Annotated in this window: 7 protein-coding genes; 1 reads left to right on the top strand and 6 read right to left on the bottom strand. The window is 62.6% G+C overall.

Translation table 11 applies throughout. The features are described from left to right. Position 1: 1 nt before the first annotated feature. Positions 2-937: a helix-turn-helix transcriptional regulator gene (locus tag G4923_RS03480; RefSeq protein WP_163135517.1), complete on the bottom strand. Its 936-nt coding sequence runs from the start codon at positions 935-937 to the stop codon at positions 2-4. A 75-nt stretch (positions 938-1,012) separates the two neighbouring features. Between G4923_RS03480 and G4923_RS03475 the strand changes: the two genes are divergently transcribed. Continuing rightward, a complete protein-coding gene (locus G4923_RS03475; protein ID WP_163135516.1) occupies positions 1,013-1,411 on the top strand; it encodes a VOC family protein in 399 nt (132 codons plus the stop codon). Between the two features lie 599 nt (positions 1,412-2,010). Here G4923_RS03475 and G4923_RS03470 read toward each other — a convergent pair. From G4923_RS03470 to recC, 5 genes are read right to left on the bottom strand one after another with little or no spacing between them, the layout of a single operon-like run. Then, positions 2,011-2,691, bottom strand: a complete 681-nt coding sequence (locus G4923_RS03470) for a hypothetical protein (protein WP_163135515.1) — start codon at positions 2,689-2,691, stop codon at positions 2,011-2,013. Further along, a complete protein-coding gene (locus G4923_RS03465; protein WP_163135514.1) occupies positions 2,692-3,201 on the bottom strand; it encodes a biosynthetic peptidoglycan transglycosylase in 510 nt (169 codons plus the stop codon). Between the two features lie 47 nt (positions 3,202-3,248). Next, positions 3,249-5,288 carry an exodeoxyribonuclease V subunit alpha gene (gene recD, locus G4923_RS03460; protein ID WP_205597038.1) on the bottom strand — a complete coding sequence of 680 codons (2,040 nt, stop codon included), beginning with the start codon at positions 5,286-5,288 and terminating at the stop codon, positions 3,249-3,251. An 8-nt stretch (positions 5,289-5,296) separates the two neighbouring features. Next, positions 5,297-8,896, bottom strand: coding sequence for an exodeoxyribonuclease V subunit beta (recB, locus tag G4923_RS03455; protein ID WP_163135535.1), 3,600 nt, complete (start codon positions 8,894-8,896; stop codon positions 5,297-5,299). A 2-nt stretch (positions 8,897-8,898) separates the two neighbouring features. Continuing rightward, positions 8,899-12,348 (bottom strand): exodeoxyribonuclease V subunit gamma, encoded by a 3,450-nt coding sequence (recC, locus tag G4923_RS03450; protein WP_163135513.1) that lies wholly within the window; start codon positions 12,346-12,348, stop codon positions 8,899-8,901. Positions 12,349-12,544: the final 196 nt, after the last annotated feature.

The following is a 12,544-nucleotide window of genomic DNA, read 5'->3' as shown; positions in this document are numbered from 1 at the left end:
CTCAACGCCCCTTGAAGGCGGGGTGATGCAGTTGGCGATAGTGGCTCGGGGCCAGCCCGTGCTGGCGCTTGAAGGCGGTGGAGAAGTGGTATTCGTTCTTGAAGCCGCACTGGGCGGCCAGCAGCTTCACCGAGTCGGCCCGGCTCGCCAGCAGGAGCGCCGCCCGCTGCAGGCGCAGCCGTTGCAGCAGCGCCATGGGGGCCAGCGCGAAGTGCTGCTGACAGAGCCGATGGAGCTGGCGCTCCGATAGGTGCAGGGCGCCGGCCATGCGGGCGATGTCCCAGCACTCGGTCAGGGAATCTTTGAGCATCAATTCGAGGCGCAGAGCCAGCCGCTCGCCGCGACTCTGCCCTTCCCCCTTTTGCAGCAGGCGGCGCAGGTAAAAGCCGAGCTGCTCCACCAGGAGCGCGCTGAGCAGCGGGTCCTGATGGCGCTCCTGCTCCGCATAGAGGTTCTCCAGGGTGCGCAGCAGTGTCCCCTGCTGGGAGGTGCACCCCAGACGAGGGCGGCTGGCGAAGGCATCCCAGGGGGAGTCCTTGTGCAGCAGCAGCCACACCAGATCCCAGTCGCCCTTTGCCGTCGGCTGTTGCTGCTCCGCCGCTGGCCACTGCGTCTCTGCTAGCCCCGTCGCCGCTAACTGCGTCTCTGGCAACCGATAGCAGAGCGGCTCCCCCGCCGGGATCAGGGCCCACTCCCCGACCGGCAGCCGCTCGAAGCTATCGCCGATCAGCACCTCTCCCTCGCCCCCCAGGGTAAGCAGGAAGCAGTGCACGTCCCCCAGGCGGCGCTCGATGCGATAGCGGGTACGCAGGCGGGAATAGCCCGCCAGCCAGACCCGCTCCTGGCCGAGGGCGGGCAGCAGGCTGTCGCAGCAGATCTGCTCGCGGCAGTCGGGGGAGACATCGATGAGATCGGGGTTGGCAGTGTCAGACATCATCAGGACGGGCTCAGCCATGTCGAAGGATTAGGCCAGATCATAACATCAAGGGCATGGAGTCACAGGAGACAAGCCATGCACATACATCACGTCGCCATCTGGGCGCAGGATCTGGAGGCACTCAAGGCATTCTACTGCACCCTGTTTGGCGGGCAGGCCAATGAGCGCTACCACAACCCGACCAAGCAGTTCTCGTCCTACTTCGTGCGCTTCGAGGGGGGCGCCAGCCTGGAGCTGATGCACAGCCCCACCCTGCTCCCGGCAGATCGCGGCCTGTCGCATCCGCTGCAAGGGCTGGCCCATCTTGCCTTCTCCCTCGGCAGCGTGGAGGTGGTGGACAAGATGACGGCCCGCCTCAAACTGCTCAAGGGCGCCCAGGTCAAACACCTGGATGGCCCCCGCTGGACCGGCGATGGCTATTACGAGAGCACCTTTCTGGATCCCGAAGGAAACCGGCTGGAATTGACCCTCTAATGCCTGAATGATCCCCTCACCCTCCCCTCTCCCGACGGGAGAGGGGATAAAACGGCACCGGGGATATGCTCGCCACCCACGCCGATTCGATTGACGGAAAAACAGTCAGCCACGTAGGTTCGATTAGCGAAGCGTAATCGGACGGCGTATTTACTCCCTTCTCCCCTTGCGGGAGAAGGGCTGGGGATGAGGGGAAGGAAAAAAGAGATGATGCAGTAAACGTTGGGCTTCGCTACGCTCAGCCACAACCTACGCGGCCTGTAGGTTGGGCTGAGCCTGCGAAGCCCAACATACGAGATGGATCCCGAAGACAACCGGCCGGAGCTGACCATCTAATGCCTGAATGATCCCCTCACCCTGACCCTCTCCCAAAGGGAGAGGGGATAACTCAGCACCGGAGATATGATCGCTCACCACACAGGTTCGGTTAACGGCAATATAATCAGCCACGTAGGTTCGATTAGCGAAGTGTAATCGGACGACGTGTTTGCTCCCTTCTCCCCTTGCGGGAGAAGGGTCGGGGATGAGGGGAGGAAAATAATATCTTTCTCGGTAAAAATATTACTAAACCTAGAAGCTCAGAAAAAATACTTTTTTAACTATTTCTCTTGAGATAGAGGATAATGAACATTTAAAAATGTCTGAGTTATAAAATCATCCCAGGTTTTATAACACCTTATACTCATATCCTTTACCTTTGGGGCACCATCTGTCACTTTCAATCTCTCTGATAATAACCACATTGTTTGTGAAATATTCTTAGTCTGCGGGTATGGTTCTAAGTTTGGTATAATATTGGCATCAATAAATCCTCTTCCGATACTGCGCTCTCCCCTAATCGTATTCTCATTCCAAAAACCAGCCTCGCGTTCATTTTTAGGCTTCACAAGCTCTCTATGATAGTCAGCATACCATTGATTGAATTCATCTCTAATTCTTGAAAAAAGATTCTCACTAACGATAAAAAAGTCCAAATCAGAATGAGAGCCAAACTTCTTGCCTAGTTGCTTTGGTGATAGCGACTGCCCTAACCTACCACTGCCAGTAATATTAATGCTCTTTGGTTCAACATTGAGCCGGATACTCAACCATGATCTCACAGACTCATATATCAAGGGGGCATCTTTAAACGCATAAGGAACCCCCTCAGAAAGCCACTGAGTCGCGATGGCTTGTTTAGCAAACTGGCCTCCAGACATAACAGCATCAGCTATATGTGCTGCATCAGGATATGTACCAACGATATTTTTTAATGTTGATGGATTTTTGAATGGTTCCATTTAAACACCGTACCTGCTAATTGATTTGTCCACAATATAAACAGATCTTCGCTTTATCTTTGAGTCTTGTATTGGGTTATGGAATCTAGACTGAGGATATTTTAATCTGGCAATCAACTCAGCCGCATCAACAAGGCTCATGTTTCTAATGTTTATTTTTAACTTAGTAGAAGCATCAATAACTCCATGCATGTTCCAGCCAAAATAAGCCATCTGAAGATACTTATTTAATATTTTCTCTCTACCGTAGATGCGTGTTATTTTCTTTGCTAGAAAAATCTCAATCACTTTTCTCTTTAAAGTTACTTGATAGTTAGATGTTATGACTCTAACTAATTGCATCGCAATTGTAGAACCACCCTCTCTATTTTTAAAAAAACCGGTTTTAATGACGGCTCTTAATAAAGAAAAATAATCAACTCCAGAATGGTTCCAAAAACGATGGTCCTCTCCCACCACCAGAGTATTTTTTAACAAGCGAGGGAGTTCGAGACAGAATTCATCCGCCATTGCTTTCTCTATCAACTTCCACTCTCGCGAAAATATATATTTCATGTTCAATTTAACAACCTCTCCGCCAAGCCGGAATAACGCTCGGTCTTTTTCCGCACGGCCTGTGCCAACAGGGCGCGGTCGCCGTAGAGATCGAGCCGGGCCTTGGCGCGGGTGATGCCGGTATAGACCAGCTCGCGGGTCAGCAGGGGGCTGGGGCTGTCGGGCAGCACCAGCACCGTATGGGCAAACTCCGAGCCCTGGGATTTGTGGATGGTCATGGCGTAGACAGTCTCGTGGGGCGGCAATCGGCTTGGCAAGAGCGCGCGCAGGCTGCCGTCCGGCTGCTCGAACCACACCTTGAGGCGGCCGGTTTCATCGGGCAGGCAGAGCCCCATGTCACCGTTGTAGAGGCCGATGCCGTGGTCGTTGCGCACCACCATCACGGGGCGGCCCGCATACCAGTCGCCGTCGCGCTGGATCAGCCCGGCCCGAGACAGGGCCAGTTCGAGCCGCTCGTTAAGCCCCAGCACCCCGAAGGGGCCGTCCCGCAGGGCGCAGAGGATCTGGAAGCCGTTGAACGCCTTGAACACGGCAGACGCCTCTTCTCCGGCGCGGGCCGCCTTCAGATAACTGCCGTAGCCGGCCACTCCCTGGGCAATCAGGGCCTCATAGGCCTCCCCCGCCCAGGGGTGCAGGCTGATGTCCTTGAATCCCGCACTCCAGACCGATTCCACCGCGGCGGCATCGCCGTCGTTGCAGGCCCGCGCCAGCTGGCCTATGCCGGAGTGCTGATCGAAGCGCCAGCTCTTGGAAAGCAAACAGAGGCTGTCACGCACCGGTGCCCCTGCGGGTGTGCCCTGCAGGCGGTAGCCGGTCTGGCGGGAGAGCCAATCCGCTTGCGCGGGGCTGATGCCCTGTTCGATAAAGCTGCAGATATCCCCAAGCACGGCCCCCGCCTCCACAGAGGCGAGCTGATCCTTGTCGCCGAGCAGGATGAGACGGGCGTGGCTCGGCAGTGCATCGAGCAGGCGCGCCATCATGGGCAGGTCGACCATGGAGGCCTCATCCACCACCAGCAAGTCGAGGTGCAGCGGGTTGCCCGCGTGGTGGCGGAACTGGCTGCGCCCCGGAATGACCCCGAGCAGCCGGTGCAAGGTGCCCGCCTCTGTGGGGATGGCCTGGGCCCACTCGGGGGGCAAGTCCAGCGCCTGCAAGGCGGAGCCGATACTCTCGGTCAGGCGCGCCGCCGCCTTGCCGGTGGGGGCCACCAGCCGGATCGCCGGGGCCTTGCCTGCTTGCAGTCCTGTCTCCACCAGAATGGCGAGCAGCTTGGCCACAGTGGTGGTCTTGCCGGTACCGGGGCCGCCTGAGATCACCGAGAAGGGGCGCGCCGCCGCCGTGGCCGCCGCCAGCTTCTGGCCGTTGCAGCAGAGCGCCTCGGGCACCAGGGTATCCAGCTTGCCAAGATCGCTCGCCGCCTGGGCGCTCCCCAGCAGCGCCTCTATGGCGGGCCACTCCACCTCGTCGGGGAAGACCAGATCCAGATACTTCTCGACGAAGTGACGGGCCGAGAAGTCGGGGGCGAGGCGGGCCTTGAGCAGCGCCCCGAACACCAGCCCGTGGTCGCGGGCAAAGAGGCGCGACAGGGCCGGGGCTATCTCGGGCCATTCGGCACGTTCACTTAAGGCGCGCAGGTGGCGGGCCACCCCCAGCTCGAAATCGTGGTAGCGGGTGAGGTAGAGGCGCCCGTGCCAGAGCCGCAGCGGCCAGCGCGGGGCAAGCCCCTCATCCTGCTCGGTGCCGACCAAGGGACTCTCTGCAAACAGGGCGGGCCAGCGGGCAGGATCCGCCAGATCCAGCAACAGATCCCGGCTCTGCTGGGGATCCAGCCCGAACGGCCGCAGTGATCCGGCAGCCAGCATCTCCAGCGGCAGACAGACATGGCCGCGCCCCAGCTCGAAGCAGGCGAGCGCGGCCCCCAGCACCAGCTCGGGGCCGCCGCCCAGATCGGCCACCAGTTTGGCAAATTGCAGATCCAGCTGGCGGATACGCCCCGCCAGCGCCAGGGCTTTCAGCCGTTCGATCATACCGTCGCTCTTCATCTCGCCCCTCATGCCTCTGCCTTGTTTGGTTTTTCTAAACGATGATCGTCAGGCATCACACCTTTACTAAACAACTTGTCGAGCCCCAGCACCAGTTCACGACTCGGACGGGTATGGAATACCCCCCCTTGCGGCATGCCGCGCAGGAACAGATAGAAGACCCCGCCAAAGTGCTGGTCAAAGTCGTAGCCTGGCAGGCGCAGGCTGAGCAGCCGGTGCAGCGCCAGCGAGTAGAGCTGGTATTGCAGGTCGTAGCGATGCTCCGCCATGGCCCGCTCCAGCGCCGGACGGCTGTAATCGGCCGGGCTCATGCCGAGGTGGTTGGATTTGTAGTCGAGCAGATACCAGCGCCCCTGCCACTCGAACACCAGATCGATAAAGCCCTTGAGCATCCCCTGCACTGTGGCGAAGCCGAGCGGCTTGTTGCCCCGCGACAGCGGGTCGTGCTGCTGGCAGAGGGCGGTGAGCGCCGGGGCCGTCACCCGCCCCATGGGCAGGAAGAACTCCAGCTCCACCTGCTTGCGCCCGGGCGCCAGATCCCGCAGCCGCACAGGCTCCCCAAAGCCGGTATCCAGCGAGGTATCGAGCACCGCCTCCACCTGCTGTTGCAACACTTGGGCCCAGCTCTCGTCGAAGCCATCTTGCGCCAGCAGGCCAGCGATATGCTGCGCCAGCGGCTCGCCCGCCGCGCTCTCGAAGTCTATGGTCTCGAACAGGCTGTGCAGCAATGTGCCGGGGCGCGCCCCCTTGGGGAAGGTGAAGATGGAGGGGGCTGGCGCCTCCTCTTCCTGCGCAGCGGCGGCCTCGGTCACGACCTCGTCATCGAAGCCGGGGTTCGCCAGGACCCCCTTGCCGTGGCCGTTCCCCTGGGCCGCCAGCCCGGAGTAGGAGCTGATCCACCAGTCCCGCTCCAGCCGACCGCTAAAGTGGCGCACCTGGGGCTCGCCCAACTGCTCCTCCTCTGGCGGCAGTGGGGCCGGACGGGTGAGCGAGGGCTCACAGACCACCACCCCGGGCAGCGCCTGGGCAAGCTCGGTGAGGGCGGTCGCCAGGGTAGTGGCATCCCCCTCTTCCCCCTTTTGCAGCAGGTAGCCGATGGCGGTGTGGTGCAGCTCGGTCTTCTCCGACTTGCCGTTGCCCGAGCGCACCGGGGCCAGCCCCAGCCAGGTGGCGTAGACGCCCCGGGTCAGCGCCACATAGAGCAGCCGCAAGTCTTCGGCGAGGCGCTCCTTGTCCGCTTCGGCGAGCGACGAGTCGGCGCCGGTCAGATCGAGAATGGTGCGATTGCCCCCCTCATCCGCCTCGTGATAGAGCGGGGTCTCGGCGGTTCTGTGGCTGCAGATGAAGGGCAGGAACACCAGGGGGTACTCCAGCCCCTTGGATTTGTGGATGGTGACTATCTGCACCAGCTTGCGCTCGGATTCGAGGCGAAGTACCTGCTCCGCATCCTGGCCGCCCGGGCGGCTCACCGCCTCCCCCAGCCAGCGCAGCAGGGCATATTCCCCATCCAGCTCGCTGCTCACCTGTTGCAGCAACTCGCCGAGATGGAGGAAGTTGGTCAGCCGCCGCTCGCCGTAGGGGCTCGCCAGCAGGGAGGAGGCGAGATTGCGCCTGTGCAGCAGGGCCCGCAGCATGGCCAGCACGCCGCGGCGATGCCAGATCTGCCGGTACTCCATAAACTCCTGCACCGCACTCTCCCAGTCCCGCTCGTCCGAGGCCAGCGCGTCCAGCGCCTTGGCATCCAGATCAAAGAGCCCGGTCGCCAGCGCCGCCCGCAGGCTCCTCTCCTCACTCGGGTTCTGGCAGGCGTGCAGGATCAGCAGTATCTCTCGCGCCTCCACCTGCTCCAGCACGCTCTCGCGGTTCGACAGATAGACGGAGGCGATGGCGAGGCGCGCCAGCTCCTGCTGCACCAGCTTGCCCTCGCTGCCGGTACGCACCAGCACGGCGATATCCCCCGCCTTCACCGCCTTGTCACCTATCTGTGCCTTGCCCTCCCGGGCCAGCGTCAGCAGGCGGTGGATCTCGGCGGCGGTGGCGCGGGCCATCTTGCTCTGGTAATCCCCCCGGTTGAAGGTAGGCTGGCCGCTCAGCTGCCAGCAGTGGAGCACGGGTGCGGTGGCGCCACCCAGCAGCAGCGCCTTGCTCTTGCCCTGGGCCTCCACCGGCAGGAAGGGGATATCCGCCTCGTAGATAAAGGGATCCCTGGCCCGCTCGAACAGGCCATTGACCGCCCCCACCAGCGCACTGCTGGAGCGCCAATTGCGCCCCAGGGTGTAGTGGGCACTCACATTTCGCCGCGCCTGGATGTAGGTAAAGATGTCGGCGCCGCGAAAGCCGTAGATGGCCTGCTTGGGGTCACCGATCATCAGGAGCGCCGTGTCCTGGTGGCCGCCGTAAAGCCGGTGGAAGATGCGGTACTGCTGGGGGTCGGTATCCTGAAATTCGTCGATCATCGCCACCCGATAGGTGGCGCGAATGCGATCGCAGAGCCGCTCGCCAAGGCTGGAGCCCAGCGCCCCGTCGAGATCCTTGAGCAGGTCATCGAAGGAGAGCTGATGGGCCTGGCGCTTGCTCGCCTGCATCCGGCTGCGCACCACCTTGGCCGCCCGTTGCAGGATGAGGTCGCGAATACCGGGGCGGCTCGCCAACAGCTCGTCGATCTGGCTGAACAGCGGCAGGGTCGGCACTGCGCCCCCCTTCTTGAGGTTCTCCTCCAGCACCGTCTGGCCGAAGCGCTCCAGCTCCTTGGGAATGGCGTAGCCACTGCCCTCGTCCTGTGCCCAGTCGCCAATCTTGGCGAGCCAGCCTTCGTAGTTCTTGCCGGTATAGCGGCTTACTTGCCCATCCGTCTGGCGGCGGATCTCGTCCCCTTGCGCCAGCCATTCGCGCTTCACAGCCCCGATGCGGGCCATGGCAGCCTGATGGCGGGCGGCGAGGGTCTCATCCCCCAAGGCCGGGTGTATCTCCAGCTCGCTGTTGTCGAGCCAGCCGTTCATCTCCCGCAGCAGGGCAGCGGGGCTCGACCAGAGCGCGCGCACCGAGCTGGCGAGGGTTTTATCCACCGGATAGAACTCGGCGCGCCAGTAGTCGCTCACCGCCTGCAGCCTGAGCTGGCTGTCGTCGGTCAAAAATTCTGTCTCGAACAGGGCGCCCGACTCGAAGGCGTTTTGCTTCAGCATCCGCTGGCAGAAGCCGTGGATGGTAAAGACAGCCGCCTCGTCCATCTGCCGCTCGGCGGCCAGCAGGCGACGGGCCGCAAGCTCGTGATCCTCCACCTCGATCAGCAACTGGGCCAGCAAGTCATCCTTGCTCTCACCGCGCATAAAGGCGAGGCGCGCCTCGTGGATGCGGGCGCGGATCCGCCCCCGCAGCTCGGCGGTGGCGGCCTCGGTAAAGGTCACCACCAGGATCTCGGTCACCGACAGCGGCCGCTCGTGGGCGCTGGATTGACCCACATCGGCGCCCTCTTCGATCAGTGGGCCGTGGCCCAGCAGCAGGCGCAGGTAGAGGCCGGCTATGGTGTAGGTCTTGCCGGTACCGGCAGAGGCCTCGATCAGTCGTTCACCATGGAGGGGAAAACGCAGGGTATTGAGCGGGTTGGCCATGATCACATCATCTCCAGGGTGGTCAGCAACGGGGTCAGATGTTCGCGGGCCAGGGCCTGCAATTGGCCCAGCACGGCGTCATCCAGCTCGGGGAAGCAGCGGGCGACATAAGGATCTTGCCCCTCCCCCGTCACCATGTAGCCGCCGTTGAAGCGGGTAAGGGCCGCCTTGTCGGCCGCCTCCGGCTTGTCCGGATCCTTCTCGATCGCCCTGAACCACTCCCAGGCGGTGTTGGGGAAAAACGGCAGCGGCCGCTTCATCCCCTGAGCCCAGAGGGAGACCAGGGCCGCCAGCCTGGGGCGCGCCTCCTCGGCCGGAAGAGCTGGCAGCCGCAGACTCTGCTTGGCATCGAACAGCAGGGTGTCGCCGGGGGCAGCGCTCAGGGAAAGGCAGAGGTGCTGGATCCAGCCCAGCAGCAGATCCTTGCCGTTGAAGCTGCCGGGTTTCACCACCAGCAAGCGTCCCTTCTGGGTGTCTATCCACCCCTGCAGCTGGCCCTGGGTCAGGGAGATATCGATCTCCACCGCCCGTTTTTCTGCCTCATTGGCCGCAACCCAGGGGCGCAGCCGATCCGCCAGCTTGCCCATCTCGGCGTCCAGATCCTCCAGCAGCAGGCTGCCGAACCAGCCTTGGGGCAGCAGGCCGGTGAGCTGCAAGCGCTCGCGACGCACTGAGCTATCCCCCTGTGCCAGATGAGCATCGAGCAGCAGGGCCTTGAGCTGATAGTGCTGCAGGCCGTCCAGCTCGAACGGCTCGCTGTCTTCGATGTTGGCTTCGTTCAGCTCGAACCACACCTTGAGGCGTCGGTTGAGGAAATACTTGGTGGGCTGGCGATAGAAACGCAGCAACTCCGCCAGCTCCAGCCCCTGCTCCTTGCCCCATTCGGGAGGCAGCGGCAGCTCGCCGCTCTGGAAGTTGGCCGCACCGCGCACCGGATTGAGGGCGGGCAGCCAGTCGGCGGCATAGGTAAAGAGGCCGGACCCCGCCTGTGGGTAGAAGTAGTTGCGGCTGTAGGGGGTGAGCGGGTGCGGCACTATCAGGTGCTGAAGCAGCCGCCGGCCTGAGGCTTCGTCATCCAGGTTCTCATCCCCCGCCAGCACGAAGCCCTGCCGCACATAGTCGATCAGCTCCGCCAGCAGCACAGAGGGCACCTTGTCGCTGTTGTCTTGCGCGCTGAAGCCCTGATAGCTGATATAGAGCCCCTGCTGGGCGCTCAGCAGCGCCTCCAGGAAGAGGTAGCGGTCGTCATCGCGGCGGGAGCGATCACCGCGTCGCCCCGCCACCGCCATCAGATCGAAGCCCATGGGGGCCAAAGTGCGCGGGTAGACGCCGTCGTTCATCCCGAGCAGGCAGACCTGCCTGAAGGGGATGGAGCGCATCGGCATCAGGGTGCAGAAGTTGACCTGACCGGCGAGGAAGCGCTGGCTGGAGCGGGACTCCCCCAGCACGCTGCCGAGGTAGTCCTGCAACAGGTCGGCGGTGATGGGCTGATCGAAGCGAGCCTCCCCGAGCTGGGTTTGCCAGTCGGCCAGCTGGCTGCGAATGAGCTGGAGCTGACGCTCTTCATCCTCGTCGGCCAGATAGAAGCGCTCCAGCAGTGCCAGCAGGCAGGCGTTCCACTCTGCCAGCGGCTGCGCCTGTTGCAGCCGGGGCAGGAATTCGGCCAGGGAGTCGACAAACCAGGCGAGCTTGCCCAGCGCCAACCCCTGCTGACCCTCGATCTCTGCGTAGGGCAATATGCTGGCCAAGGGGCCCTGCTGACCCCCCATGTTGTCGGCACAGGGCAATATGCTGGCCAAGGGGCCCTGCTGACCCCCTGTGTTGTCGGCACAGGGCAAGATGCCAGCCACCGGCTCCCCATCCCCCATGGCAAAGCCGAGCAGCATGCGGCGCAGGCCGAACAGCCAGCTGTTGCCGGACATGGGCGGCAGATCGAAGCGGACGGGGTAACCGTCATCCAGCCCCCAGCGGATGCCGGTCTCCTGCACCCAGACCCGCAACTGGTTGAACTCGTCGTCATCCAGCTCGAAGCGGCGCAGCACGGCGGGCACCTCGAGGATGGCGAGCAGCTCGCCGGCACCGAGGCGGGCGTTGGGCAGCTTGAGCAGGGCGAGGAAGCTTTGCAGCAGCGGGCTCTCCTGGCTGGCGGCTCTGTCCGATACAGCAAAGGGGATCTGGCCGCGCGCGCCGAACACCGCCTGAATGTAGGGGCCGTAGCTGTTCACGTCCGGCATCATCACCACCACATCTTTCGGAGTGAGGGTCGGGTCCTGCTCGAACAGCGCCAGCAGCCGGTCGTGCAGCACCTCGAGTTCGCGCATAGGGCCGTGACAGGCGTGGATCTGCAGGGATCCATCCGCCGGACTGATGGGGCTCTTGTGGTGGCTGCTGTCGAGATCGAATTGACCGGCGCCCCGTTCGGCCAGCTCCAGCACATCCTTCTGGATGGCGCGCAGCAGGCTGACATTGCCCTGCTCATCCACCTCGTCGATATCGACGAAGGCTTCGATTTGCGGCACCTCCAGCTCCATCAGCTGATGCAGGTAGTCGCGCCCCAGCTTGCCCATGGAGGCGAGCAGCGGGTTGGCGGGCCCTTGCAGGGTCTCGATGTCGGTGCCGGGTTTGAGCCTGGTTTCGAGCCGCGCCAGGGTTTTTCTGTCCAGCAGATCCCCCCAGTAGTAGCGGCAGGGGTTGGTGACGAACAGGTGCACCTCCACCTCGGGTCGGCTGCCGAGGGCCAGCAGGGCCTCCACATAGCGGGGTGGCAGCGCCGAGATGCCGAACACGAAGACCCGCTGGGGCAGCTTGCCCGGCAGATCCCGGGTGCGCGCCAGCTCGTGGATAAACTCCTCGTAGAGGTTGGCTCTGTGGTAGCCGCTGGGTGCGAGGGCCAGGGTGCGGGCCACCAGCTCGCGCCACAGCTCAGGCTGCCAATCCTGACCGCTCACCCCGGCCAGCTCCTGACTCAATCCTTCCCCCTCTTCCCAGCGGGCTATCCAGTCCGGCCGATACACCAGATATTGGTCAAAGAGATCCGCCACCTTCTGGCAGAGCTGCCACAGCCTTACTTGCTCGGGATCCTGGGCAGGATCTTGCTCATCCCCCCCCAGATAGGCGGCCAGCGGGGCGAAGGCGGGCCTGTCCAGCAGGGCGGGCAGAATGGTCATCAGCTGCCAGCTCATGGATCCCTTGTTGTAGGGGCTCTGGCGGGGCACGTCTGCCAGCACCTGGGTGAACATCTCCCAGATGAAGCTGGCTGGCAGCGGGAAGTCGATATTGGCGGCGATGCCGAAGGCCTTGGCCAGCTCCAGCTTGAGCCACTGGGCCATGCCGGGACTCTGCACCAGGATCTGCTCGTGCTCGAAGGGGTGAGAGAGGGGCGCCTGCCGGATGCGGCTCACCAGCAGCTCCTTGAGCAGATCCAGCTGATTGGAGTGGTAGAGGGTAAACATGGACGACTCCCGCCAATTTCATGAAGAGGGGTGCGCGCCGGAAAAGGCGAGCCATTTCCGTCACTTCACACAAAATGGGATTGTCGGGGATCGGGGGGTAAGATGCAAAAGGCGCTTGCCGTCACCAGGCGGGGCTCGTCACAGTACCGGCATTCGCCACTTGGCGGGCATAAAAAAGGCGCTGTCCCAGTTATGT

The sequence above is a fragment of the Aeromonas rivipollensis genome (assembly GCF_010974825.1).
GTDB classification, from domain to species: Bacteria; Pseudomonadota; Gammaproteobacteria; order Enterobacterales; family Aeromonadaceae; genus Aeromonas; species Aeromonas rivipollensis.
Note: the sequence above shows the minus strand (reverse complement) of the source record. Positions and strands in the feature narration are given on the sequence as shown.

Coding starts and splice junctions, on each gene's coding strand:
- G4923_RS03465 (WP_163135514.1), bottom strand. CDS start 3,201: ATGGCGGATGAATTCTGTCTCGAACTCCCTCGCTTGTTAAAAAATACT.
- recD (WP_205597038.1), bottom strand. CDS start 5,288: ATGAAGAGCGACGGTATGATCGAACGGCTGAAAGCCCTGGCGCTGGCG.
- recB (WP_163135535.1), bottom strand. CDS start 8,896: ATGGCCAACCCGCTCAATACCCTGCGTTTTCCCCTCCATGGTGAACGA.
- G4923_RS03480 (WP_163135517.1), bottom strand. CDS start 937: ATGATGTCTGACACTGCCAACCCCGATCTCATCGATGTCTCCCCCGAC.
- G4923_RS03475 (WP_163135516.1), top strand. CDS start 1,013: ATGCACATACATCACGTCGCCATCTGGGCGCAGGATCTGGAGGCACTC.
- recC (WP_163135513.1), bottom strand. CDS start 12,348: ATGTTTACCCTCTACCACTCCAATCAGCTGGATCTGCTCAAGGAGCTG.
- G4923_RS03470 (WP_163135515.1), bottom strand. CDS start 2,691: ATGGAACCATTCAAAAATCCATCAACATTAAAAAATATCGTTGGTACA.